We start from the raw sequence: 26,974 nt of genomic DNA on the forward strand, positions 1-26,974 counted from the left end.
AAAATTAAAACTAAACTATAAAAAAAGACACATCTATGGCAACAGTAAATGTTTACTTAACTTTTAACGGAAATTGCAGACAAGCATTTGATTTTTACAAATCTGTTTTCGGCGGAGAATTTCCTTACATCGGAACATTCGGGGAAATGCCTCCGATGGAAGGTCAGGAAACGAAAGAAGAAGACAGAGACAAAATCATGCACGTTTCGCTTCCGATTTCTAAAGAAACGATTTTAATGGGAAGTGATGCAGGCTGCGATCATGCCGCTCATCTGGTGATGGGAAACAACTTTTCAATTTCCATTAATGCAGAATCCAGAGAAGAAGCGGACAAATTATTCGCTGGACTTTCTGAAGGCGGAAATGTAACGATGCCGATGTCCGATACATTTTGGGGAGCCTATTTCGGAATGTTTGCCGATCAATTTGGGATCAACTGGATGGTAAATTATGACGATCCTGCAAAAATGAAGCAACATCCTTAATATTTAATGTATTTTAAAACTGACAAATTCTGTCAGTTTTTTTTGTCCTGTTCGTAAGCAGCACAACTTTTACAGGCTCATTATAAACTATTGACGCTTATTCCATCTTAAATAAAAGCCTTTTGTGTTCAAATAAAATATAAGCGGCTTACAATATGCAGTTTGTTATTATTGATTTAAAATATTAAATTTGTTAAAAACGATAGATAATAGTAATAAAACTACATGAGGAATATTTTAAAAAAAGCTGTTTTAGGAATTTTTACATTGGGAGCAATTTTTTCACAGGCTCAGAAAAGCGATTTGGGAGCCTGGTATATGTATTTCGGGAATAACAAAATCAGCAAAAAACTGAACTTTCACAACGAAATCCAGTACAGAAATTTTGACGGAATAGGAGATTTGGAGCAACTGTTAATCCGCACCGGAATTGGCTACGATCTCTCAGAAAACAATAACAATGTTTTGTTGGGTTACGGTTTTATTCTAAGTCAGCCTTACGTGAAAGGAGAGAAAACAGAAAATATAGAGCACCGGATTTTCCAGCAATATATTACAAAACAGAAATTCGGACGTTTTAACATTCAGCATCGTTATCGTCTGGAAGAACGTTTTCTGGAAGAAGATTTCAGGATGAGGTTCCGTTATTTTTTAGGATTTAATATTCCGATCAATAACAAGGAAATGCTGCCCAAAACATTCTACGCATCGGCTTACAATGAAATTTTTCTACATCTCGACAGTCCGGTTTTCGACAGAAACAGAGTTTACGGAGCTTTGGGATATGTCATTAATAAAAATATGAGAATTGAAGCGGGATACATGAACCAGATTCAGGAAAACAGAAACCGCGGACAGATCCAGATCGGATTTTATAATAATATTCCGTTTACTAAAAACTAAAAATGAATTATGAGATTAAATACGGTTTATTTTAAAAATTTAAACCAAACTATCCGAGCCTTTCCTGAGTAGTTTAATCCTATAAACCAGAGTTGTTTGACACGGATTTTATTATATCCTTTTTCTTAATTCTTAGGCTCTCTCCTATTTCTTTCATAAAAATTTCTCAATATTATAAGAGGTATTATTTTCAAATAAAAAGCGGCTGCAAAAATTTTGCAGCGCGCTTCCTAACCAAATTATATGAAGATCTATTTTTACATTAATTTTAATTTTTTGCCACATCCTGTTTTATTAAGAATACACAACTTCCCGCTACAACAAACAGTACTCCGGCTAAAATAATTGCAGAACAGGGATTGTTTCCTAAAAAGTTGTTAAATACAAAACCAAAGGATAAAGTCTGGATAAGCATCGGAATAACAATCATCATATTAATAACCCCCATATAAACTCCTCTTTTGTTGTGAGGAATAGATGGAGAAACCATGGAATATGGTAACCCCATCATTGAAGCCCATCCAATTCCCAATGCTACCATAGGAAGCAAAATGAAATATTCATTTTTAATAAAAGGTAAGGTCATAATGCCTAAACCTGTAAGGAACAAACAAAATATATATGTGTTTTTAGAACCAAATTTTTTAGCAAAAGGAACCAGAAGCAAAGCGGAAAGCATGGTGACAATATTGTAAGAACCATTCATTAATCCCGTTTGTCCTACAGCAACCTCAACCTGATGAAGTATTCCTTGTGCCCAGCTTAGGTCGGAAGATATAACAGAGACTCCTTTTTTGGCACTTTCTACTATTGCATTTGCTTTGGTTTCATCAGCTTCAGAAATTCCGTACAGCGAAGATTTCAGCATGGGTGTAATAAATTGCCAATAGACAAAAAGCGCATACCACTGGAAGAGATAAACCAATGCCAGCTGCCAAAGTACTTTCGGCATTTCTCTTATTGCTACAATGATCTCTGTAAAAGGTGTGAAAAATGTACTTTTCTCCTTTGCTATTCTTAATTCTTCAATTTCCTCATCTGTTGGAGGAATTTCAGGTGTCTTATAAACGGACCACGCCACAGAAGCAATGGAACAGAAAGAACCCAGAAAGAATGAATAATAAACCCACACCGGAATTCCTCCGTTTGCAGAATTTCCGCCTAAATATTTCTGAAAAACAAATAAAGAAAGATTCGCAAGCGTAATCCCCGCACCAACGAAAAGACTCTGCATCTGGAAACCAAAAGTCTGCTGATCTTCGGGAAGTTTGTCTCCGATAAAAGCGCGGTAAGGTTCCATTGCCGTATTATTTGCCGCATCCAGAATCCATAAAAGTCCTGCCGCCATCCAAATCGATGAGCTGAAAGGGAATAAAAACAAGGCAATACTGCAGAATATTGCACCCAGCAAAAAAAATGGTTTTCTTCGCCCCCATCTCGGACTCCAGGTCTTATCACTGATGGCTCCGATCAAAGGCTGGATAAGCAGTCCTGTAATAGGACCGGCAAGATTAAGGATAGGAAGCTGTTCTGCATGGGCTCCTAAAAAAGAATAGATGGGGTTAACCGCAGTCTGCTGAAGCCCGAAACTGTACTGAATGCCGAAAAATCCGACATTCATATTCCAGATCTGCCAGAAACTCAGGCGCGGAATGATTCTTTTTGCGTTCATAAATCTGTGTTTACAAGTTCATAGTTTTTTCCGAGAATAAGATCTGCATTATTTTTGAAACTGCGGATAATCTGATGTTCAATTTCCAAAACTTTTTCTACAAAATCACTTTGCTCGTCACGATTACGTTTCATGCGGTTTTCGTGAGTGTCTTTGTAGTTTCTGTCTATAAAAATTTTAAAATCAAATTCTTCGATCTCCAGAATGTACGTTCCTTCTACAATAATGACTTCATATTCTGAAGTTTTTATTTTTTCTTTACTGATCAGATTCTCATTATAGTAAACCAGCGGTTTTTCGATCTCATGAATATCTGCTTTAAAATCTTTTATATTTTGGGACAGTTTTTCAAGATCTACTTCCTGAATTCCCACATTTTCAATAGATTTCAGACGATTTTCGTGGTTGGTTTTCGGAGGAAGCTTAAAATAATCGTCCATCTGCAACACCAGACTTTTTACATTCTCCTGCTCCAGAATTTTCTGTATAGCAAAAGCCGTTACCGATTTACCGCTTCCGCTTTCTCCCCCGATTCCGATGGCTAATTTCTGTTTTCCATTCAACGAAAAGCGCTTTTCTAATATTGCTGTTATTTTTTTGGCTGTTGCCAGATGTTTCTCTTTTAATTCTATAATATCGCCGACCATTTTTTTACTTTTTTAAAATGAAAAATTTGAAAAACTACCTTAGTAAGTCATTAAAAGATACCCCGATGCAGAAAAGCAAAGCTGCTCTGTTCCCAACGGCAATAACTGATCTGTGGAATAATATTCTCTGAAATGCTCTCCTTTTTCATTCATCAGTTCTTCGTACTGCTTCAGGATTTTTTCAGGAATGTCTTTTACGCCCTTATTTTTAAGTCCGAGACAAAGCCAGCCCAGAAATATCGGCCAGGAACCTCCGTTATGAAAATGATAAGGTTCATTTTTAAAACTGTAGCTGTAGTTGTTTTCCAGCAGGCGCCAGTCATCGTCTCCCGGCAAAATCACAGGATAAAATGCAGGAAGCATCCAATGTTTAAATTCAGCCTTTACACCATTCAAAAATTCTGAAAAAGCGTTTGTATCCAAATCAAAATCCAGTAGAAGAGCAAGCGCATTTCCTGCAAGATCAAAACGTCCGTCATATCCATTAGCATTGAGCGAAGCATAGAAATAGGGTTTTGCAGTAACTTTCGCATAAGCCGTTTCGTGATATCGGGTTGAATCTGTTCCGTTTTCATTTTTATAAAAATTTTCCTGAATCAGCTTTTTTGTATTTTCCGCTAAAATTTTCAATGTTTCATCATCATAAATTTCAGCAGCATTTTTTAAAGCCCAATATCTCAGAACGTTATCATACAAAGTATATCCTGAAGTTACATATTCGTCTGCCCAGTTTCCGCCTAACGGACTGTATACCAAACCTCTCTGGTTGTATTCCCAGCTTTTAAGGCATGAAAGAGCTTTATAAATTTTTTCTTTCAGACTTTTTTTAAGCTCTTCATTTTGCTTGCTTTTAAGATATTCACAAGTTGTAACAATCCACCATGTTGTGGCATCTGTTCTGCCTACGTGTGTTCCGTAGCTTGCTTTATCATTTACCACATTGGAAGGGATCTGTCCGTTTTCTGCCTGATGTCTGGCGAGTGTAAGTACAGATTTTTCCAGTCCGGCAAGGATTTCTTCATCATGTACTAAAATTCCGGCATATCCCGTCATCATAGAATCTCTCGCCCATACTCTTGCGTAGTTGTCTCTCTGTTGTGCAGATGCCAGAATTCCTTCTTCTGTAATGGCTTTCCTTATAATTTCAATGGCTTCCTGTCTAAACATATTTTATTTTTTTTAAAAAATGCGGAATGAACTTTCATTCATTCCACATTTTTAAGATAAAAGTATTAAAAGTCAAATTTTACACTTGCGCTGTAGCTGCTTCCAGGAAGCGTTCTTGCTCTTACGATTCCGTTTCCTCCTGCGATAGATCCTTCTTCAGCTTCTGTAACTGCAATGGTATTGAAGATGTTGTTTGCATTTACGCTAACCGAAAGATTTTTCATCAACTGGTAAGAAATATAAGGGTTTACAATCGCGTAACCAGGCATGATTAATTTGTTTGAATCCTGAGTGTAAGCTTTTGTTGCTCCGATCAGATAGAAACCAACATTCAGTTTGTCTACGTTGAAATTAGGATTTACGGAGTACATCAATTTAGGTGTTCTTCTAGGCGTGTTTCCAACAACAGTCGGATCAAGTGCGTTTTTAATTTCCGCGTGGGTATAGGTAAGTCCTGCTTTTACGTCAAAACCTTTAGCAATTTTATAGTATCCGTCCAATTCTACCCCAAGAGACTCGTATTTATTTTCTGTTTTTCTCTGTGTAGTTGCTTCGTAATTCGCTTCTTTGGTTCCTGCATAGAAAAGCGTTGTATTAAGGAAATATCCTGCTCCTCTCAATTTGTAACCGGCTTCCACCTGATTTACTTTGTTTACTTTTACAGCATCCAATGCAGGATCATCATTATTGGTATAATTGTATCCTGAGAATAAAATTCTGTCTGCAGAAGCGCTTCCACCCTGGCTCACTCTTGCAAATACTGCATTTTTGCTGTTTAAAGCATAATTAGCACCTACTGAATATCCGAAAATTCCGTATCTGTATTTTACAGGAACATTGATATTGTCGTTAGAACCTACCAATTGTTCAGGAATATCGATAACCCCGTTTCCATTCATATCACGGCTTGTATAGGTAACAGTCCCTCCTGAAAAAGTTCCTGTCACTTTTCCGATATCGTATCTTGCACCCGCATCAATCGTTAACTTATCAGTAGCATTAATTTCGATCTGTGCGTGAGGCGCAGTAATGTCATATTTGGTATTGTAGTTTCTTTTTAAATTCCCCCAGTCTTTCATCCCGTAATTAAGTAACCCCTGATCTGTGATGAAAGCTCCTGAAAGATTTTTAACATCTACCAATCTTGCATTGCTGTCGCTTACTTCCTGAATATAGTTGTTCCACATCCAGTCCATATTGATGTTTTGGGTAGCTTTGTACAATCCTGCGTTGAATTTCACATTGCTCCATTTTTTGCTGATGTTAAAATCATTCACAAAATTATTGAAGTTGTTAAGCTTTACGTTGAAAAGTGCAATTTTCATGTAATAAGCATTCATGTCAACCGGAGTATTGGTTCCTGCATACACTGCACTTCCGAAATTGGCAAAATTAGAAGCTTTGAAGAAATCGCTTCCTTTGCTTACGCTTGCAGGGAAAGGTGCAATAAACTGACCATCGTTTGCTGAGTAACGGATTCTGTCTTCAAATTTCCATCCTTCTCCAAGGTCATAATTGAATTCTGCACCGATGGTTTTTGAAATAGAATGCATACCGTCTGAAACATCGCTGTTGAAGATATTACCGTCGTTCCCTAATGTTCTGTCGTGCTGTAAATTAATTGTCTGTAACGCACCGTTCAGGATATTATAATTGGATAAAGAAGACCACTTCGGATCTGCATCTGTTCCTGAAACCGCAACCGGCATCGGCATATACGCAGCAGTTCTGTCATCCAGAAATTTAGCATAAATTCTGAAGCTTCCTTTCTCGAACTTTTTTAGTAAAGATACTCTGAACTGTCCTCCGTTATTAGAGTTGAATCCTGTTTTTCTTGGTCCGTCGCCGATTCTGTAGAAACCTCCTAAAGCTAAAAACGTATTATCCGCAATCTGAGTTCCATAGTCGAAATCTGTTCTGTAGTTTTTATAATTTAGACCTAATTGCTGCGTGATGCTTCCGCCTTCTTTTTCTCCGGTCTTCGTAATGAAGTTGATGATCCCCGCAGGAGAATTACTTGCAAAAACGGATGCTGAACCTCCTCTTAACGCTTCCACTCTGGCAACAAAAGAATCGAATCTTGTAAACTGATCCTGAGTTCCGAAAGCAATATCTCCGAACTGCATTACCGGTAAACCGTCTTCCTGAATCAGTAGATATCTTGATCCTCCTGCTGAAACAGGAACCCCTCTTACCGTAATATTTGAGTTACCTTCACCCCCTGAAGATTCTGAACGGATTCCCGGGATGGTACGGAAAATTTCGGCAGTTGTTCTTGGAGCAGCATTTTCTATATCTTTCATTTTTAAAGTAGAAATAGAAGTACTGGTTTTAATAGATGCTTTAGGATTTGCGTTTCCGGTCACCACAACCTCATCAATCGCTTTTCCTCTTGTAATTGTATCATTTTCTGTACTCTGAGAAAACATAAATGCTGCAGTGTTCATCGCACCGAAAATGAGCAATTTGGTAAAAATTTTTGATTCCATAATTTTTGAGAGTTTTTAATTATGGTCTAAAAGTATTTTTTTTAACATATTCAAAACATAATTTTTCCCTTGTGTTAAATTTATATTAATTTCAAACGTTTGCGCAAACGTTTGCGGTGGATAACTTCTAAAAATTTTAACATTTTATTAACATTTAAATCTTAAATTTTAACATTTTTTAACTTAAATTTAACCCGAAAACATCACTAAATTAACCCAAAAATTGCCTCAATTAACTTAAAAATGAAAAGAGTCACAATAAAAGACCTCGCAGAAATGCTCAATATCAGTGTATCTACAGTATCCAGAGCACTGAAAGACCATCCTGATATCAGCAGTGCTGTAAAGCTGAGAGTGAAGGAGGCTGCAGAAACTTTTAATTATATTCCGAATGATTTTGCAATCAATTTCAGAAAAAAGTCTTCAAAAGTTATCGGACTTATCATTCCGGAAATGTCGATGTTTTTTATACCTTCTATTATAAGAGGAATTTCTTCGGTGCTGCATAAAGAAGGATATCATTTTTTTGTATTGTCCTCAGAAGAATCTGTGGGAATGGAGGAAGAAAATATCATTACCTGCATCAACTCACGTGTGGACGGAATTCTTATTTCTCTTACAAGACAAACGAAAGATCTTTCCCACTTAAACAGACTCAGGGAAATAGAAGTTCCGGTAGTAATGTTTGATAAAACGATTTCTCAGAATTCTTTTGAGCAGATTGTTTTCGACAATAAACTGAATGTGGAAGCTGCCGCGGAAAAGCTTGCCCAAAACCAATGTAAAAAGATTCTTGCCATTTTCGGGGATGAGAATCTGGACATCACGCAAACCCGAAGAGATTTTTTCCTGCAAAAGCTGAAAGAATATCCGGAAATAGAATGCAAGGTAATTTATTGTGAGTCTGCGGAAAGTGTAAAAGAGAAACTGAATATTATTCTGGATTATGAACAGTTTGACGGTTATTTCGCGATGAGTGACGAAACGCTTGCCGGACTGCACAGTTCTCTTATTAAAAAGAAGGTACAGACTTCCGATGTAAAAGTTATTGCTATTACGGAGGGTACGCTTCCACGATATCTGGACGATTCGTATGAGTGTATCATCAATGACGGTTTCAGTATGGGAACTATGGCGGCTTCGAAATTGCTGCACCTCATTAAAAGTGGTATTTAATAGGAAACTGTAGGATTTGCAAAGATTATTTTGCTAAATTTGCCAGTAAATAAACATACACGAAATGAAAAAATCAACATTCCCATTCCCGAACTGCCATTCTGTTATCAAAAATTCCAATCCCTATTTTAATAATTTTCAGAAATAATTATTTGAAGCATTGCTTTTATAATAGGACAAAGCTCCTGACTTTTAAATTATTATGAGATAAGTACACTTTTTTAAGAATTATCAATTAATTAACAGAGATCGGGCATCTTTCATAAATAATTAAATTTCAAAGATTTAATATAATTCACGCAGTAAAGAATAAGTTTTATCTATTAAATCCCATTAACAAATATTAAAAAAAAGTGTTACATTTGTTTTTGAGGGCGTAAAAATTACTTTTCGCGTTTTATTTGTTAATTTTAGAATACCACATTATATAGCATTAAAAATCTACTCATGAGAAAAATAATTCTACTATTTGTATGTATGATCGGTATTTCAGTTTCCTCACAGATCAAGGTGTTGAAAAACGAAACTCTGATAGAAATTGGTAAAGATAATGCCGTAGGTTTATATAAAAAAGATGATAAATTTACGTTCAATTATCAGGATCTGAATACGGCAAACCTTAATACCTTCAGATCATTCTCTTTTCAGAATCTTAATAAGGACGTTTCCGGACTTTATGAACTTATCGAAAACGGCTTTATTGATATTCCTGTAGGAAACATCATTCTGGAGCTTCCGAACGATATCATCGAACTGCATTTTGAGAAAAACTACGGTACTCCTACTGTTCAGTTTATCCAGTATATCAACAAAAACAGAAAATTCGTAGGAAAATCCCAGCTTCTGACCAAAAAACAGATTGATAAAATCTTTGGCAGAACCAACGGAAAATCTGCACTGTATGAGAAACCCGGACAAAAGAATAATGCTCAGACAATGAGTGCTTCCAATCCGCAACAAGCTGCAGTTCAACCAGCCGCAGAACCATCTGCTTCCGGTACAGGTAAGAAGTCGAAAAAATAATTAAACTTTTTAAAATATTGCATCAACTCATTCATACGGATGAGTTTTTTTATTTTATTTTTGCAAAAAGATCATTACGAAATTATGTCTCTTCAAATAAACAATTTAACTAAAAAATTTGGTGAGCAGACTGCTCTGAACAATATTAACGTTTCCATTGATAAAAATGAAATCATCGGTCTTTTGGGTCCGAACGGAGCCGGAAAATCTACTTTAATGAAATCCATTGTCGGCGCACTGAAAATTGATGAAGGCGAAATAATTTTTAACGGAAAAAACATCACGGAAAACGAAATCGAAAGCAAGAAGAAGATCGGTTTCCTTCCTGAAAACAATCCACTGTATCTGGAAATGTATGTAAAAGAATATTTACAATTTGTTGCCAATATTCACAAAATTCCGGCGTCAAGAGTAGATGAAGTGATTGAGCTTGTAGGAATTACCCCTGAAAAATCTAAAAAGATCGGTCAGCTTTCCAAAGGATACAAACAGAGAGTTGGTCTTGCACAGGCAATTATTCATCAGCCTGATCTTTTGATTCTGGATGAACCTACAAACGGACTGGATCCGAACCAGATCATCGAAATCCGAAATGTGGTGAAAGAAATCGGACAGCAGAAAACGGTTTTGCTTTCCACTCACATCATGCAGGAAGTGGAAGCGCTTTGCTCGCGTGTGATCCTTATCCATAAAGGAAATATCCTGCAGGACTGCCCGATTGATGAATTCAAAGGCAAGTTTGAAAGTCTGGAAGAAGCATTTGCAAACTATACCGCATAAAAGGAAAAAGCTCCAAAATCTGGAGCTTTCCTCTTTTGCAGCGAAATCCGGCAAAAGATATATAGAATGGTTAAAAGTTTTTAAAGTGAAGCAGAAAAAATTTCTGTACTTTGAATATATATGATGTTGTGTTTTTTTTGATTCTGATTCTGACAGAAATTATTAAGCATGGTTATCTCCTTTTTCCTCAGTTGCAGGAACCGTTTCTAAATTTTTCTTCTGAACCTGCTCCAAAAGCTGTAATCCCAAAAGTCCGCTGATTCCTCCGCTTGCTGAATCTCCGTTTCCTCCGATCAACACTTCAGGCATAATTCTCACATTTTGGCTCGCAATATTTTCCATAATCTTTAACTGCGTGAAATTATTTCCACCCATTGCTTCCACAGACAATTTGTAAGATTCCGCGTTGGATTTACCGATGGCAAGGATTTTTTCCGCTTCTGCATTACCTGTTAATGAAATCTGCTCTGCACTAGCTTTTGCCAGCAATTCGATTTTTTCCGCTTCGGCTTTTGCAAGAAGTCTTGTTTTTTCTGCTTCACCGGTTGCTAAAAGTTTTAATCTGTCTCCTTCCGCAGTTGCCTGTAATCTTACGGAATTGGCGTCTCCTGTTGCTTTTTTCACGGATGCATCGGCAATTCTTTCTGCAATCACAACGCCCTGATCTGCTTTTACAATTTCTTTCTGCATATCTGCAACAGCAGTTTCTTTTTCAAGAGCCTGTCTGGTTTCCTGAGCAAGCATTTCGGTTTCGTAAGTAATTTTCTGTTCTTCTGCTAACTTTCTGTCTGTTAAAGTTTTCATTAAACTTTCAGGAGGAACGATTGCTCCAATCAGTGTATCAACGGCATTTACATTATATTGTTCCAAAACACTGCTGATATGATCTTTGGCTGACTGCTGTCTTTCTTTACGGGTTCCTAAAAAGGCAATTACATCACTGTCCTGCGCAGAGTTTCTGAAGTAATTTCCGATCGTAGGTTCCAGTACCTGACTCACCAGATTGATCATATTTCCGAAACGGGCAATTACTTTTGGTGCTTCATACGTCGGAATATGAATAATCTGCGAAACATCCAAGTTGAAAGGGAAACCGTCTTTACTTCGAACGGTAATAGTGGAAAGGTTTTTATCCAGTTGGTGAGATTCGCTTCTTTCATAAGCCCAGTTTAAAACTAAATTGGTTGTCGGAACAAGTTCCACTTTCATAATGTAAGGGTTAATTGGATATTTTCCGGGACCGATAGGTTCTGCCCAAACTCCTTTGTGCCCTTTTTCTACAATATTTCCGTGCTTAAAGTCTACCCCACTCAAATCCTGCCCTTCTTCTCCTACATAACTGATAATGACTCCAACATGACCGATAGGAATTTCCGTCATTTTTACCATTTCAACTTTTGTAAACCAAGGGTTTAAGAAATATGAACCCGCCAAAATCACCTGTTCCTGAAGACCTTTGTAACCACCGCTGTTTAAAAAAGTATCAACATCCTGAAATTTATTATGGTCATTAATGATCTTTCCGGCAATCTGTCCTTCTTCCAACGGACTTCCTTCCATCGTTGTTATAATTCCCACTGCATTATCGGGAATCTGAGTCATGTCAGTAAGTTCGATTTCAAACAGTAAAGTATTGATTCTGTAAGATCCGGGAGCAATGATGGCGGTTTGGCGGCCTTTTCTTCCTCCATTCTTTAAAAAGGCTTCTGCATCCTGAAAAGAATCGCAGTCTACCTTTCTTCCTAAAATTCTTCCGGTTTCCAGCTCCATCCCGTCTTTCGCAAGAAGTAAGCCTATTTTTCCTGTGGGAATTACGGTGAAAGGCTGAAAATCAATAGAATATTGCCAGATCCATTTTCCGAAATAAACTCCGGGAGCCAAAGTCTGTGCCTGAAAACCGGCTTCTCCGTTGGTGGCGATGATTCTTCCTTCGGGAAGTTCCTGTTTACCGACAAGCACGAATTTTTTGGTGACCAAGCCAATTCTGTCTTGTGGAACAATCACTAATCCAAAGAAAATTCTTAAGATAAATTTGTAAAAAATGATGCACAACAGTGCAATAACGACCGGAATCATCCAGCCATGAAAACCTAATTCCATAGTTTGTTTGTTTTTTTGTTTGATTAAATTTGAAAACAGAAAGTGTGCTCTATTTTTTCATAAAAGAAAAACAGAGTACGAATTATATGATAATTCTTTCGTAAAAATTAAGAAAGTGCAGGAGGAGAAGTATTGAAAATCGTGAAGATGATTTCTGATACTTTTAAAAGAAAAAACTTAAAGTTAATTAGTTTCATTTTGATAAGAAAGGAACGAGATCCTTTTGATGATACAAATGTACGTAAGAAAAATATTTACTTGTTTCAAAAAAATTAAATATTTTTCTGAATATTTATTAATTCACTGATAATCAATACAATTATTTTTACAGCGATATTGTTTTTTAATCAAAATCAGGTGGTTTTTAATGTGAAATTAGACGGAAAACGAACCCTATCGTTATAAATTGGCTTTAAATTTGATTAATTTTTTGTGTAATATACATCGAAAATGATCAGAAAAATTTTATTAGGAGTATTTTGTATTGCACAGTTTTCATTGGTACAGGCAGCAGCTTTTAATGAAAATCCGGTTTCAAAAATCCATTATCAACAGGAAAAAGTTCCAAAGTCGTTTATCATTAAAACGAAAAAGTTTAAAATTAAAATTGATAAGCAACCGAACGGAAATTATCTGTATCAATCGTGGGCAGCCAACGGAAAGGTGACTTCGAAACCGAGTATGATTATTTCGGACGGAGAATTAATTCCGGACGGAACAGGCGGAAATTATTACTATGAGTTTAATAATAACGGATATACTTATCAGATCTGGAGAAATTATTTAACGAGTTCTGCAAAAAAAGCTCCTTATACTTTAACGGTAACGGACCGAAACGGCAAGACAATCGTTAATCAGGATGGTTACATTGTCAAAAATTAATTTTAATTCTATATTTGAGTTCCTGACTTCACCGTCAGGAATTTTTTTGTCTTTTTGAAACAATGGAGAATTGTTTAAACTTTTATGAAAGGGTTTTACATTCTGGTGAAAGCTAAAAATCAGATAAATAAAAAATACTTTGGCTTTTATTTTGGGGAAGGTTGTCTATTGAAGCTGTTGTTGAAATAGTGAATGGATAACTGGTTTCCTAGCCCCAATTGAGCGGCATGTCTGAGCTCTTTTTAGAGTTTCGGCGGCAGCTTCGCTGCCGCCGAAACTCTAAAAAAGCGAGTAGCGAAAGTGGGAAAAAGCTTCAAAGAAAAAAGATTTGGAGTGGAAAGGTTAAGTTTGAGGCTGAGATTAAGATTAAGGTTAAGGCTATCCTATCTGTTTATCCTATCATTAAAGTTACTGTAAAGAATTGAACTCCTTCGGAGTTCTGCTTCTGCATTTTATTTTTCTGCTGCACAGATATGATTTCTACAGAATATTTTATGTGTAGAAAAATGGTATTATTTCTAATATTTTGGTAAATTCACTTAAAATATTCAATACAAAATGGATTTCACCATTAAATCAAACCTCATCGACATTGTTGCAAAGGAAACCTACCCTGCTGAAATAATTATTAAAGACAACAAGATCAGTTCAATACAAAGAATTTCAGAAAAACTGAATACGTATGTTCTGCCCGGATTTATTGATGCACATGTTCATATTGAAAGCAGTATGCTGGTTCCGTCTGAGTTTGCAAAGATTGCGGTAAAGCACGGAACGGTGGGAACGATTTCAGATCCTCATGAAATTGCCAATGTTTTGGGAGTTTCGGGGGTAGATTATATGATCGAAAATGCTCAGAAAGTACCTTTTCATTTTTATTTCGGGGCTCCTTCATGCGTTCCTGCGACCCATTTTGAGACAGCAGGTGCGGTGATTGATTCGGGTGATATTGACGGGCTTTTAAGCAAGAAAGAAATTGTATATCTGGCTGAAATGATGAATTTTCCGGGGGTTATTTATAAAGATGAGGAGGTTCTGAAAAAGCTGGAATCTGCGAAAAAACATAACAAGCCGATTGACGGTCATGCTCCGGGATTAATGGGAGAAGAAATGAGATCTTATTTCAGTGCGGGAATTTCTACAGATCATGAGTGTTTTGGGTATCAGGAAGCACTGGAAAAGCTTGAATTCGGGGTAAAAGTGATGATCCGTGAAGGAAGTGCAGCGAAAAATTTTGACACTTTAATTCCTTTATTAAAAGATTTTCCGGATCAGATGATGTTTTGCTGTGACGATAAGCATCCTGATAATTTGCTGGAATCTCATATCAACGATCATGTAAAACGCGCTCTGGATTTGGGTTATGATTTGTACGATGTGCTGCGTACTTCTTCGTACAATGTAGTTAAACATTACAATTTACCGGTCGGATTATTGCAGATTGGCGACAATGCAGATTTTATAGAAATCGATAATCTCACGGATTTTACGATTTTAAAAACGTACATCAACGGAGCATTGGTTTCAGAAAACGGGGAATCGTTTATTGAATCTGTGGAAGCTGCGACAGTGAATAATTTTAGCTGCAGCTTAAAAAGCCCATCAGATTTTAAGGTAAAAAGCGAAGGGGAAAAAGTTCGTGTGATTGAAACACTGGACGGACAACTGATTACAAAAGAAATTCATGCAGAAGTTTTAAATATTGATGGTTTTGCAGAATCTGATCCTGAAAATGATATTCTGAAAATTGCCGTGGTGAACCGTTATCAGGATGCGCCAGTTGCAACAGCTTTCATTAAAAATATAGGCTTAAAAAACGGAGCGATTGCTTCGTGTGTTGCGCACGACTGTCATAATATTGTAGTGGTGGGAACGAATGACGATGACATATGCAAAGCCGTGAATCTGATCATTCAGGCAAAAGGCGGAATTTCTCTTGCCCATGATGAGGAAGAAATGGTTCTGGAACTGCCGATTGCGGGAATTATGACGGATCTTCCTGCGGAAAAAGTAGCAGAAGCTTATATTAAATTAGACCGGCGCGCAAAGGAATTGGGAAGCAGATTACGAGCGCCTTACATGAGTTTGTCTTTCATGGCTCTTCTGGTGATTCCCGAGCTGAAACTGAGTGACAAAGGGCTTTTCAACGGGAAAAGTTTCGATTTTACGGATGTTTTTATCAAGTCTGTTTAAACTCTTATTTAACCGCAAAAGTCAAAAAATATAACCTAAACTTTTATTTAAAGCTGATTTTGCTTTAACATTATTTGTTCCTTTTACGGTTAATTCTAAAATTGGTTTAAACAATTCTTTTCTCGTTTTCCAGATTAGCGTAAAAACGGCTTTCGTTAAAGCTTTCTTTTGCAGCGTTGTAGCCAATGTTAAAAATCTGTTCGAGACGGTCTTTTCTTCTTTCGAATGTTCCGTAGATGGAAAGTTCCTGCGATGAGATAAACCAGTCGCAGTGATCGAATTTAATTCTTTCGATGCGGTAAGAAAGCAGATCGTACGAGCGGGAAACAATGGCTTTAATCGATTTTAAATCATTGATTTTGACGTCTTGTGGGGGAGAAACGAAGACTCCGATCAGCTTATCGCAATCGTCTCTGATGATGTCGGCGGGAAAATTATTCAGCACGCCTCCGTCGCAGTACATTTCTTCATCGATAATGTACGGAGTCGTCACTCCGGGAATGGAGCATGAAGCAATAATGGCATCAACGATTTTAAAACTTTTTTCAAAGATTTTTTCGGTTCCTCTTACCAATTCTGTTGCCACAATTCTTACGTCTTTATCTAAATCGCCCAGTTTCATTTCGCCGAAAATAGGATTGAGATAATTTCTGAAAATAACGGAAGAAACCAATCCGGGTTGGTTGAATGCAAAATGCTTCCAGTTGAAAAAGTAAACCGAATTGAAAAATTCCAGAATTTCTTCGGGTGTTTTGCCTACCGCATGAAGACAGCCCACAATTGAACCTGCACTGCAGCATGACAGAACATCAATATCAATATTTTTTTCTGCTAAGAATTTTAAAACTCCGGCATGTGCGATCCCTTTTGTACCGCCACCCGATAAAACAAGCCCAACTTTCCCAAAATCCATTGAATAAAATTAAGAAAACAAGTCGAGAAAAACAGATTAAATTTTCTAAATACCGTGATTTGGGATTATTTTAACACAAATAAAATTGTGCTTAAATGAATATTGATGGTATATTCTTATTTAGGCAGAAAAATTATAGTGATTTTTGTTATTAAGTATTTAATCTAAAGCTTTTTTAAAAGAGGTTTTCTTCAATAAGAAATAGTTCAACCCACTTTTTTATCATACAACTGAAGAATCTTCAGAAGATCATCATCTGTTTTCCAGGAATCTATCATAGCAAGAAGATCCGGATAAGCTGCAAATCTTACTTTCAAACTGTTTTTAAGACTGGGATTGAAAAATCCGGATTCATTGATGATTTTTCGGTTTCTGCCGTCTATTAAGAAGTCAGTTCCAACAAATTTTAAGCCGCCGTGAGGAAAAAATCTGTACCAGTTCATATTTTTGCCTTCGTACAAAATTTCTACAAAACCATTGTCAAAAACCATTTTCCCGGCAGAAGCATAATATTCATGAATGGTATTATTTTCATCGGTAATCTTAATGTATTCCACATCTTTTGGTTCCACCCACGTTTCAGCCCCGGAAGAATCCCTCATTTTCATCTTAAGTAACACAGTGGCTACATAATATTTTGTATTGGAAAATTTACCTACATTTCTGATCTTCGTTTTGATGGTATCACTGGATGTTTTCAGAATGTACTCCACAGGAAAATATCTTTTATCGTCTTTGTTCTGAGAAAATGAAAAGCTAAAGCATACAAAAAGCAGCAAAAAAATGATTTTTTTCATGAATGGTGGTTTAAAAAGCCCGGCAAATTTCCGGGCATATTATCTAAATTTATTTTAATTATTAATATATTTTTCAAAAATTCTTGAAAAATCTTTCTGATTATATTTATCAAAACTGTTGGTATTCCATGCAAAAATATATTCGTTGATGGCTCTTAATTCCTGACTTTTCGAAACATTTTCCTGCTTTCCGGAAGCTACTGTAGTGATCGCCTTCTGGATGCTGTCGTTAGAAAAATTCAGCAAAGAATGATTGTGGTGAACTTCCTGCTGAATCGCCAAAAGTGCTTTATATAAATCTTTCAACTGATCGATCTGACCTTTTGCAACGCTTATCATCATTGGAACATTCCCGATATTGAAAGAAATTTCTACATCAAGATCGATGGTTCCTGCCGTCTGCAAAGCAATATTAGAGAAAGGAAACTGGTAATATTCATATCTCTTCAAGACTCTTTTTTTGTCTAACGCACTGGCTCCGTCGATGTGGATCAAAGCTCTGTTCGTAAAGCAGTATTCGTCTCTTTTTGATTTAATTAAAAAGAAAATTTTCTCGTTATCTTCGGAAAGGATATAATCGTCTGAGTCTACTTTATCATAATCCTGAGAAGGAATGATTTTACCGATATCACCCAATCATAAAGCTTCCGCAGCTAATTTTTTAAACATAGTTTGTTATATTTGTATTTATTGACTGACTAAAATAAGAAAATAACTGAGATGAAATCAAAAAAAATCATCTTAAAGAGTGTTTAAATTTGATTAAATATTGAAAAATTTCATTCATTTTTTGACGCAAAGTTTTTATTTAAAGATTTAATTACCTGAGTTCGGATAAGTCTTTTTGAACGCAAGGTAAAACAAAAAGATTCAATTATCAGGAATTCAGCTTTTAAGATATACAAAGGCGTAAAATTGATCAAAGTAATACCATTTTTGCATTTTTTAAATAAACGAAGTGCCTTTGTTTAGCTTGCAAACTTTCAATAAGTAGAAAAATCTTTTGTTTTTCTTTGCGATAAATTAATATAATACTATAAATCAATTATTTAAATTTATTTCTTATCCCGAACTGAGGTTAATTATTTAAGTGAACAAAGAAAATCAACAAGTTGATTTGATGAAGCACTATTTTCAGGCTTCATGAAGCAAATTTTATTACCGTTGCTTTCTAAGAATAATGTGTAAAGCTGAATTAAAACTTTGCGTTTAAGAATATAAAAATTTTAATGTCAGATTGAAACGGGCTTTTTTCAAAAAGAAAAACCACAGACTCCTTATCTGTGGTTTTGATATTGTTAAACTTTGTCAAAGATTTTCAACTTTGACAAAGTGAAAAATTAAATGTGGATTACTTCACCATAAGCAGCCGCTGCAGCTTCCATAATGGCTTCAGAAACTGTAGGGTGCGGGTGAATAGATTTGATGATTTCATGACCTGTAGTTTCCAGTTTTCTGGCAACAACCGCTTCTGCAACCATGTCTGTAACCCCTTCTCCGATCATGTGGCATCCTAACCATTCTCCGTATTTTGCATCGAAAATAACTTTGATGAAACCATCCGTATTTCCGTTTGCCGTTGCTTTTCCACTTGCAGAAAGAGGGAATTTACCTACTTTAATTTCGTATCCTTTTTCTTTCGCCTGCTTTTCTGTAAGACCTACTGAAGCTACTTCAGGGTGACAGTATGTACATCCCGGAATATTGCCATAGTCGATTTTTTCAACGTGCATTCCTTTGATTTTTTCAACGCAGGTAATTCCTTCCGCTGAAGCAACGTGCGCCAAAGCCTGAGTAGGAATGATGTCTCCGATTGCATAATAACCCGGAACTGAAGTTTCGTACCATTCGTTTACCAAAACTCTTCCTTTATCTGTCTGGATTCCCACTTCTTCAAGACCGATGTTCTCGATGTTTGCAGCAATTCCTACAGCAGATAATAAGATATCAGCTTCAAGAACGATGTTTCCTTTTGCTGTTTTTACGGTAGCTTTTACGCCTTCTCCGCTTGTATCAACGCTTTCTACTGAAGCATTGGTCATAATATCAATTCCTGATTTTTTCAGAGATTTTTCTAAATGTTTAGAAATTTCTTCGTCTTCTACAGGGACGATGTTTGGCATAAATTCTACAACGGTTACTTTTGTCCCCATCGTGTTATAGAAATCGGCAAATTCTACCCCGATTGCTCCGGAGCCTACAACGATCATAGATTTTGGCTGCTCAGGAAGAGACAATGCCTGTCTGTATCCGATTACTTTTTTACCGTCCTGTGGTAAGTTCGGTAATTCTCTTGAACGTGCTCCTGTTGCGATAATGATGTGGGTTCCTGTATACTCAGTTACTTTTCCTTCTTTATCTGTAACAGAAACTTTTTTACCTTTCTGTACTTTTGCAGTTCCAAGGATAACGTCGATTTTATTTTTCTTCATCAGGAATTCAATCCCTTTGCTCATTTTCGATGCAACGCCACGGCTTCTCTGAATTACGTTTGGAAACTCAAAACTTGCTTCCACTTTATTCAAACCATAATCTTCAGCATGGTTGATATAATGAAAAACCTGAGCCGATTTCAATAAAGCTTTCGTAGGAATACATCCCCAGTTAAGGCAGATTCCTCCTAAATTTTCTTTTTCAATGATTGCTGTTTTGAAACCTAATTGTGCCGCTCTGATTGCTGTAACGTATCCGCCAGGACCACTTCCGATGACAATAATATCGTAATTCATTAGTTTAAAATTTTTATGCGAATTTAAGGAAAAATATCGGATGTATTGCATTGTAACAAAATTGATGGACTACAGGATTTTGATATGATAAACAAAATAATCCCAAAAAAGTGAAATTTTTAATAAAATTTACAAATAATTTTAAAATATCCACATATAACCTTTTAAGATTGTATAAATAACAAAAATACAAACAAACTATTAAAAAATTGACACGCCAATATTGTTTTTATTTTGTTTTTTTTTAATTTTATCATCAATAACACAACAAAAACGACATTTATGAAAAAATTATTATCGATAATTGTATTTTCGGCATTATCCCTCAATGCACAAGTAGGAATCAACAAAAACCTACCAACAAGTACCCTAGATGTTAACGGATCCTTAAGTGCCAATTACAGACAAGTAACGGCTGCCACGTATACACTTGCGGACAACGATTGTTATGTGACCTATAACGGAACTGCAAATTCTACCTTTACGCTTCCGAATATCGGATCAGGATCGTCAAGTTATGCAGGAAGAGTTTATAAAATTAAAAACGTCTCTGCTTTTAATATCACGCTGCAGGCTTCAGGTGGCAATACACTAAGGGTTGACAATACCGCAGTATCTACTCTTACGATTCCTACAGGAGCCTATGCCGAAGTTGTAAACAACAACAATACCACGGGCGGAACATGGGATATTTCCTATGCCACTCTCCCAAGACCCAGCAATGTTGAAATTTACGGAGCTCAGCTATCCATTCCTCCACATGCCGGAGTAGCTGACTGGACGGGACATTCTAATACAGGATATGATACAGGAACAGGAACTGATGTATGGTGGGTTATCAGCAAAGCATCAACTTCATATATTGTTGGATCAGGATATTCAAATGCCAGCAGAATGACCATAGTGTATGAATATCAGGGAACTCCTTTTAACATCACTAATATGAATCCTATTCTTACAGCCGGAAATAACTCAAGTTTTCCGGATGTGTTTATTGCTTCTTTCGTAAATCTTGCCAATAACGGAACAGCGGGCAGAACAAGACTGACTGTTTCCGTAGCCCGTGTAGACTTTGTAGGGAATAACTTTACCAATAACAGTAACTGGACGGGAACATTCCTTTTAAATCTCTTGCTTTCAAGAAAAGTTTATTAGCATGAATTCATAAAAAATAGGCTGTCTTTTTGGGATAGCCTATTTTATTTTGCCTGGAAATTACATTTTTCTCAGTAATCTCTTCTGACTCTGATATTTTTCGTTCAAAGCTCTTAACTGATCCTGCTTCATTCTTTTAGTAGCAAGCGGATGATTTAAAATTGCTTTTTTCTCTGCGTTGTATCTTCTGTCAAGTTCTTTCGACTTGATGCTGATCAGTTCACTTTTTGAAGGATGAGGAGGTGCCGGCGGACGTTTTTGTCCGTAAGTATTCATTGATAATCCTACTAATAAAACGGCTGATATAAATAAATTTTTCATAACATTTTACTTTTTTGAATGAATTCGTGATGAATTCATTCGCGTTCGGAGGAAATATTACATATATCATACCATAATTTTTTTACGCCGAACTACTCAACTTCAATATTGTGTTTCAAAGGAAGATTTTTGGAAGAGTTTCCGACAAAGATTCTGTATGTTCCTTTTTCGACAATCCAGTTCATTTTTTCATCTAAAAACTGTAATTCTTTCGCCGGAACTGTAATTGAAATCTGTTTGGATTCTCCGGGTTTCAGATATACTTTCTGAAATCCTTTCAGTTCAATAATCGGTCTTGAAACCGAAGCCAGCAGATCTTTTACGTAGAGCTGAACCACTTCACTTCCTGCTTTTGAACCTGTATTTTTAACGGTTACTTTTGCTGTAATGACATCATTTTTAGAATATTTTGTTTTATTTAATTGTAAATCTGAGATTTCAAAAGTGGTATAGCTTAATCCGAAACCGAAAGGATATAAAGGTTCGCCACTCAGATCATAATAGTCGTTTCCGCGTCCTGTAGGATGATGATTGTAGGTTAAAGGCAGCTGCCCTTCCTCAACAGGGAATGTTATCGGCAGTTTTCCTGAAGGATTTTCTTCTCCGAAAAGCACTTTTGCCACTGCGTTTCCGCCTTCTTCTCCGGGATACCAGACATCCAGAATCGCTCCGACTTTCTCTTTCCAACCTATTGTTTTTATGGCAGAACCACCAATCAAAACAACCGTTGTCGGTTTATTTAATTTTGATAATTCATGGATGAATTTTTCCTGATTTCCAGAAAGACTCAACGAAGAGCGGTCCTGAAATTCCCCTTCATGAATTCCGGCTGTCACGATAATGTAATCTGCATTCTGAGCCTGTTTCAAAGCATCATTAAAATCTTTTTGATAGTCATATAAGCCATAGTTCCAGATCAGTTCAATGTTCGCTTCTCCCCTGTTTTCGTGAAATTCAACCACAATATCATATTTCTGACCTTTATTAAATTCTACCTCAACCGTTTTTGTTGAATAGCTCAGCTTTTCCCAATGGTCAATTAACAATGAACCGTTTAAAATCAATCTGAAACCATCATTTCCTCTTAAACCTAACTGATATTTTCCCGATTTTGGAGCTTCCAGTTTTCCTTTCCAGCGAACACTGTAGTTATCTGGCTGCAATTTTTCAGGATTAGGCGAATACAAAGTCCACTTGAAATTCAGTTGTTCGTCCTGTTTTTCAAAAGCGGGATCTCCATTTAATTCAGAATTTGAAAAATAACTTCCCTTCAACCCTTTTTGATTTTCAGAAGACAAAACTTCAGCAGGAACGGTCATAAAATCCTTTACATTCCAGTCGATTCCCTTTGAATAAGCGATTTCGATATTTTTATTTTTGGCAAAATTTTTAATGCCGTCCAAAATGCTGACCTTTTTATTTCCCGGCCCCGAATAACCACCCAATCTTGCATCAACAGCATCTGTTCCGACAACTAAAATCTTTTTATATTTTTCTGAAATCGGAAGAGTATGATTATTATTCTGAAGCAACACAAAAGATTCTGCCGCAGCTTTTTCCGCCAATGTTTTGTGATTGATTTTTTTTAATTCTGCAATGTCTTTGTTGGAAACGTAAGGATTTTCAAACAAACCGAGTTCAAATTTTGCCCTCAAAACTCTCGCGACTGCATCATCAATTCTTTCCTGAGAAATTCTTCCATCCAAAAACGGAGGAATAAAAAGTTTGTAATGTTGATATTCTGTCTGAAAAATCACATCAAGCCCCGCATTGATTGCCTGTGCAGAGGCATCATCGTAATCTTTTGCCGTAAAATGTAACACATTGGCTCCTCCGACTGCACTTGCATCGCTGATGACAAATCCTTTAAAATTCCAGTCTTTTTTTAATTTCTCTGTTAACAGCCAATGATTTGCCGTTGAAGGTCTTCCGTCAAGCAAATTGTAGGAAGTCATTACCGAACGGCTTTTTCCCTGTTGGAAAGCTTTCTGAAAAGGAATCAAATGGGTTTCCTCCAAATATCTTCTGCTCCAGTGAATCGGATAAGAATCTCTTCCGCCTTCTCCAACGTTGGCTAAAAAGTGTTTCGGAGTGGTAATAATTCCCTGATTTTCAAAAGAACTGACGAAATTTACCCCCATTACGGAAGTCAGAAACGGATCTTCCCCGTATGTTTCTTCCGTTCTCCCCCATCGTACATCGCTTGCTAAATTGACAACCGGCGTTAAAATCTGACGGATTCCTCTCAGTTTAGATTCTTTTGCAATAGCCCTTGAAACTTGTTTCATCAATTCAGGATTGAAAGTTGCGGATAAACCAATTGCCTGTGGAAAAGCAGTTGCACCTTCACGCATTAATCCATGCAAAGCCTCATCAAAAGGAATAATCGGAATTCCCAATCTTGATTCTTCCACAAAATATTTCTGAATGGCGTTGATTTTTTTTGCGAGTCTTTCTGCATCTTCATTGGCGTTGTATTTCAGCATTTGTCCTGCAACTCCGCCTCCCTGATTTCCTGCGCTCACCTGCAAACCGAAAATTCCGTATGAATACTGACCTTTCGGAACGTTATCTAGATCTCCGGGAATCATAAAGCACTGCCAGAATTTTTCTTCGGGCGTCATGCGTTTCAATAAATCCTGAACTCTGGCTTCAACAGGCTGTTTGGGGTCTTTGTAAAGTGTTTTTTGAGCTGAGATGAATACCGTGCTCAACAATGAAATTCCTATAATTTTAAATCGAAGTTTTAAAGACATCGCAAAATAATTTTGTTTTAAATATTTTCTTTTTTCCTTGATGAAAAAAGAAACAAAAAATCAAGACATGGAACTCTCCGCTAAAAAAAAAATCTGCTCTCTAAAAATTCTAAAACCCGCGCGAATTCAATGTTGGTTTTTCAGTTCAATAATTGTGTCGCGCTCAAACAGTAGAATTTTCTTAACGTTCACAGACTTTATTTTCTTAACGCTTCGATTTCCTAGGTCGTTTTTTGATATATAGCAGTCCTCAATCTGAACTATCGTGTAATCTGGATTACGGTTGAATATTTTAATTGATTTCTTTCTTTGGGTAAATTGATTTCAATTGAATTTCCAGATTGTTTCCACTGAATTTTATGGGATAAACCTAAAATTTTCAATGATTTTAGTTTAAAATTTTCCGGAATTGCAAAATTTAACGTAGAAGGAGCGAGATAATTTACTTTTTCATCCAGATGAAAAATATTCACTGTTTTTCCGTCTTTGCTTTTGGTGTAGTAAAAATTTCCGTCATGATAAGGGGCAATACTTCTTGTTGCAAAAACAGCCAACTGATTTTTATCCATCCAACTTGAAATTTCTTTCAGTCTTTCGTAAACAATGGAATCGTAGTCTCCATTGGGTCCGGGAGCAATATTCATGAGGTAATTTCCGCCTCTTGAGATGATTTTAATTAACGTTTCGATAATTTTCTGAGAGGATTTATAATTGTCATTGGGAACATAGGAAAAGGAATCCCCCATTGTGATGCAGCTTTCCCAGGGAATGGAAAGTGGTTTTTCGGGAACCGCCTGTTCCGGTGTTACGTAATTTTCCCATTTTCCGGGAACGGTACGGTCTACGACAATGATTCCGGGTTGGTTTTTACGCGCCATTGTTCCGATTTTATCCATATCGATGTCCTGTTCAACTTTGATGGTTCTCTGCCATTCTACATTAGGATCGATGGTATTAAAGGGACGAACCCAGCCTCCGTCTAACCAAAGAATGTCAATTTTGCCGTAATTGGAGGTGATTTCGTTGAGTTGGTTAAAGGTAAAGTTTTTAAAACTGTTCCATTTTTCCGGATATTTTTTAGGATCGTAGTTTACATTTCGGTCTTTTGGCGGAAAATACGACCACCAGTAATCGTCGGAATGCCAATCGGGTTTTGAAAAGTAAGCTCCGATTTTAAACCCGCTATTTCGGAATGTATTGAAAATTTCTTTTGTTACGTCTGCTTTCGGATTTTTGGAAAAAGGCGTTTTGGAAGAAGTAATTTTGTAATCAGACTGTTGGGTATTAAACATTGCAAAACCGTCGTGGTGTTTTGTGGTAAAAACCACATATTTCATTCCTGCTTTTTTCGCTGCTTCTGCCCATTTCTGTGGATCGAACTGAACCGGATTGAAAGTAGTCTGAAGATTTTCATAGTTTTTTACGTATTCATAGTACGATTTTCCGTGTTCGGGTTTTCTTTGTGTCCATGATTCGTCTTCGGGACAAAGGCTCCAGCTTTCGACAATTCCCCATTGACTGTAGGTTCCCCAATGCATGAAGAGTCCGAATTTTAAATCCTGCCAGTTTTCCAGATTTTGAACAACAAGCGGATCGGTAGGTTTCTGATAGCCTTCAGAAACATTGTGAGCCTGAGAAAAAAAAGCGGATGACGTAAGAAATGATGAAAGGATTATGGCTTTTGCTTTTTGTCTGATGAACATTGACGTTTAGTTTTTGCTAATTTAATATTTCACCGTAAATTTTTAACTACAAAAGGCATAAAAGATTAGAAACACATTAGAATTTAAGATTATTATCACATTTTCTATAGAAGAACACATTAGTTTTTGAAAATCAAATATTTTCTGTTGCATTGGTTTCTCATTCCTTTCATTTTTATTTTTACTTTAAACCAAATCGTTAAATGCAGATTCAATATTTGAATAAGTAAATTCAAACCCACTTTTGATTAATTTTTCAGGGTAGACATTCCGACTTTTTAATAGTAATTCGGTTTCGGTGTTTAAGAATATTGATGCGATTTCCAGTTGCCAAACCGGAGCATTCAATCCAAATGGAATTTTCATTTGTTTTCTTAATTTTTTCATGAATTCTTCGTTGGATAACGGATTTGGAGCTGTAATATTGATAGTTCCTGAAATATTTTCATGTTCAATAATGAACGCTACTGCTCTGCAAAAATCTTCGATATGAATCCAGCTTACGTTTTGGTTTCCTCTTCCCTGTTTTCCGCCTAATCAGAATTTGGTGAGCATTTTCAGTTTTGGAAAAGCACCGCCGTTATTTCCTAAAACGATGGAAGTCCGTAACGCAACTTTTCGTAGATTTTCTGTTTCTGATTTAAAAAATTCATTTTCCCAGCTTTTACAGATGTTCATGGAAAAATCGTCACCGATGATTCCATTTTCTTCTGTGTTTAATTGCTTTTCTGAATGAACGTAAATGGTTGCGGAACTGGAATTGAGCCAGATTTTGGGTTTATGGATACATTCGTCAATTGCCTGCCGAAGAACTTTAGTGCTTTCAATTCTTGAATTGTAAATTTCTTTTTTGTTGTTTTCCGTATATCTGCAATCGACGGATTTTCCGGCAAGATTGATCAGAACATCAGAATTTTCGAGTATTTTTTTCCATTCGCCCAAAGTTTTGGCATCCCAATACAATTCATTTTTCTGTTTTGGGTTTCGGGTTAAAATATATACTTCGTTTCTTTTTTCGGTAAAATATTTTTCGAGATTTTTGCCTAGAAAACCTGTTCCGGCAGCAATGATTATTTTCATCTG

At 36.5% G+C, this 26,974-nt stretch carries 22 protein-coding genes; 8 read left to right on the forward strand and 14 right to left on the reverse strand.

Annotated features, from left to right (window positions below; translation table 11 throughout):
• Positions 1-35 precede the first annotated feature (35 nt).
• Together KKI44_RS05525 and KKI44_RS05530 are read left to right on the forward strand one after the other, a co-directional pair.
• The gene (locus tag KKI44_RS05525; RefSeq protein ID WP_214590209.1) at positions 36-485 is read left to right on the forward strand and encodes a VOC family protein; all 450 of its coding nucleotides are present in this window, start codon (positions 36-38) and stop codon (positions 483-485) included.
• 225 nt (positions 486-710) lie between these two features.
• A complete protein-coding gene (locus tag KKI44_RS05530) occupies positions 711-1,388 on the forward strand; it encodes a DUF2490 domain-containing protein (RefSeq protein ID WP_214590210.1) in 678 nt (225 codons plus the stop codon).
• A gap of 268 nt (positions 1,389-1,656) precedes the next feature.
• Here the strand turns inward: KKI44_RS05530 and KKI44_RS05535 are convergent, their stop codons facing one another.
• The 4 genes from KKI44_RS05535 to KKI44_RS05550 all read right to left on the reverse strand — a co-directional run bounded on the left by KKI44_RS05535 (position 1,657) and on the right by KKI44_RS05550 (position 7,363).
• The gene (locus KKI44_RS05535) at positions 1,657-3,060 is read right to left on the reverse strand and encodes an MFS transporter (RefSeq protein ID WP_214590211.1); all 1,404 of its coding nucleotides are present in this window, start codon (positions 3,058-3,060) and stop codon (positions 1,657-1,659) included.
• Positions 3,057-3,707, reverse strand: coding sequence for a hypothetical protein (locus KKI44_RS05540; protein ID WP_214590212.1), 651 nt, complete (start codon positions 3,705-3,707; stop codon positions 3,057-3,059). The genes KKI44_RS05535 and KKI44_RS05540 overlap by 4 nt, the downstream gene beginning before the upstream one ends.
• A 39-nt stretch (positions 3,708-3,746) precedes the next feature.
• Entirely contained in the window at positions 3,747-4,874 is a 1,128-nt protein-coding gene (locus tag KKI44_RS05545) for a glycoside hydrolase 100 family protein (RefSeq protein ID WP_214590213.1), read from the reverse strand.
• A 65-nt stretch (positions 4,875-4,939) separates the two neighbouring features.
• Complete coding sequence (locus KKI44_RS05550; protein ID WP_214590214.1) at positions 4,940-7,363, reverse strand: TonB-dependent siderophore receptor; 2,424 nt, start codon at positions 7,361-7,363, stop codon at positions 4,940-4,942.
• Positions 7,364-7,606: 243 nt separating this feature from the next.
• On the opposite strand from KKI44_RS05550, the gene KKI44_RS05555 reads away from it, so the two are divergent.
• From KKI44_RS05555 to KKI44_RS05565, 3 genes are all read left to right on the forward strand, one after another.
• Complete coding sequence (locus KKI44_RS05555) at positions 7,607-8,539, forward strand: LacI family DNA-binding transcriptional regulator (protein WP_214590215.1); 933 nt, start codon at positions 7,607-7,609, stop codon at positions 8,537-8,539.
• A gap of 447 nt (positions 8,540-8,986) precedes the next feature.
• Positions 8,987-9,562: a hypothetical protein gene (locus KKI44_RS05560; RefSeq protein WP_250902167.1), complete on the forward strand. Its 576-nt coding sequence runs from the start codon at positions 8,987-8,989 to the stop codon at positions 9,560-9,562.
• 84 nt (positions 9,563-9,646) lie between these two features.
• Positions 9,647-10,342 carry an ABC transporter ATP-binding protein gene (locus tag KKI44_RS05565; protein WP_214590216.1) on the forward strand — a complete coding sequence of 232 codons (696 nt, stop codon included), beginning with the start codon at positions 9,647-9,649 and terminating at the stop codon, positions 10,340-10,342.
• A 162-nt stretch (positions 10,343-10,504) separates the two neighbouring features.
• Here the strand turns inward: KKI44_RS05565 and KKI44_RS05570 are convergent, their stop codons facing one another.
• On the reverse strand, positions 10,505-12,442 hold the full coding sequence (locus KKI44_RS05570) for an SPFH domain-containing protein (RefSeq protein ID WP_214590217.1): 1,938 nt from the start codon (positions 12,440-12,442) through the stop codon (positions 10,505-10,507).
• A gap of 450 nt (positions 12,443-12,892) precedes the next feature.
• Here KKI44_RS05570 and KKI44_RS05575 point away from each other — a divergent pair, with 450 nt between their 5' ends.
• Complete coding sequence (locus KKI44_RS05575; protein WP_214590218.1) at positions 12,893-13,324, forward strand: hypothetical protein; 432 nt, start codon at positions 12,893-12,895, stop codon at positions 13,322-13,324.
• Between the two features lie 558 nt (positions 13,325-13,882).
• Positions 13,883-15,517, forward strand: coding sequence for an adenine deaminase (gene ade, locus KKI44_RS05580; RefSeq protein ID WP_214590219.1), 1,635 nt, complete (start codon positions 13,883-13,885; stop codon positions 15,515-15,517).
• A 106-nt stretch (positions 15,518-15,623) separates the two neighbouring features.
• On the opposite strand, the gene KKI44_RS05585 is transcribed toward ade, so the two are convergent.
• The 4 genes from KKI44_RS05585 to lpdA form a co-directional block, all read right to left on the reverse strand.
• The gene (locus KKI44_RS05585; RefSeq protein WP_214590220.1) at positions 15,624-16,430 is read right to left on the reverse strand and encodes a patatin-like phospholipase family protein; all 807 of its coding nucleotides are present in this window, start codon (positions 16,428-16,430) and stop codon (positions 15,624-15,626) included.
• A gap of 206 nt (positions 16,431-16,636) precedes the next feature.
• Complete coding sequence (locus KKI44_RS05590; protein WP_087706088.1) at positions 16,637-17,227, reverse strand: hypothetical protein; 591 nt, start codon at positions 17,225-17,227, stop codon at positions 16,637-16,639.
• A gap of 54 nt (positions 17,228-17,281) precedes the next feature.
• Positions 17,282-17,863, reverse strand: a complete 582-nt coding sequence (locus KKI44_RS05595) for a PH domain-containing protein (RefSeq protein ID WP_250902168.1) — start codon at positions 17,861-17,863, stop codon at positions 17,282-17,284.
• Positions 17,864-18,567: 704 nt separating this feature from the next.
• Positions 18,568-19,956 carry a dihydrolipoyl dehydrogenase gene (gene lpdA / locus KKI44_RS05600; RefSeq protein ID WP_214590221.1) on the reverse strand — a complete coding sequence of 463 codons (1,389 nt, stop codon included), beginning with the start codon at positions 19,954-19,956 and terminating at the stop codon, positions 18,568-18,570.
• Positions 19,957-20,238: 282 nt separating this feature from the next.
• Here lpdA and KKI44_RS05605 point away from each other — a divergent pair, with 282 nt between their 5' ends.
• Positions 20,239-21,111: a hypothetical protein gene (locus KKI44_RS05605; RefSeq protein WP_214590222.1), complete on the forward strand. Its 873-nt coding sequence runs from the start codon at positions 20,239-20,241 to the stop codon at positions 21,109-21,111.
• Between the two features lie 60 nt (positions 21,112-21,171).
• On the opposite strand, the gene KKI44_RS05610 is transcribed toward KKI44_RS05605, so the two are convergent.
• From KKI44_RS05610 to KKI44_RS22825, 5 genes are all read right to left on the reverse strand, one after another.
• Positions 21,172-21,432, reverse strand: coding sequence for a hypothetical protein (locus tag KKI44_RS05610; protein WP_214590223.1), 261 nt, complete (start codon positions 21,430-21,432; stop codon positions 21,172-21,174).
• A gap of 92 nt (positions 21,433-21,524) precedes the next feature.
• Positions 21,525-24,188: a beta-glucosidase gene (locus KKI44_RS05615; RefSeq protein ID WP_214590224.1), complete on the reverse strand. Its 2,664-nt coding sequence runs from the start codon at positions 24,186-24,188 to the stop codon at positions 21,525-21,527.
• Between the two features lie 260 nt (positions 24,189-24,448).
• Entirely contained in the window at positions 24,449-25,891 is a 1,443-nt protein-coding gene (locus KKI44_RS05620; RefSeq protein ID WP_214590225.1) for an alpha-L-fucosidase, read from the reverse strand.
• 186 nt (positions 25,892-26,077) lie between these two features.
• Positions 26,078-26,278 (reverse strand): DUF1731 domain-containing protein, encoded by a 201-nt coding sequence (locus KKI44_RS22820; RefSeq protein ID WP_317195190.1) that lies wholly within the window; start codon positions 26,276-26,278, stop codon positions 26,078-26,080.
• A gap of 150 nt (positions 26,279-26,428) precedes the next feature.
• Positions 26,429-26,971 carry an NAD-dependent epimerase/dehydratase family protein gene (locus KKI44_RS22825; protein ID WP_317195191.1) on the reverse strand — a complete coding sequence of 181 codons (543 nt, stop codon included), beginning with the start codon at positions 26,969-26,971 and terminating at the stop codon, positions 26,429-26,431.
• Between the last annotated feature and the right edge of the window lie 3 nt (positions 26,972-26,974).

This window comes from Chryseobacterium sp. ZHDP1, assembly GCF_018603435.1.
In the GTDB taxonomy this organism is placed as follows: domain Bacteria; phylum Bacteroidota; class Bacteroidia; order Flavobacteriales; family Weeksellaceae; genus Chryseobacterium; species Chryseobacterium indicum.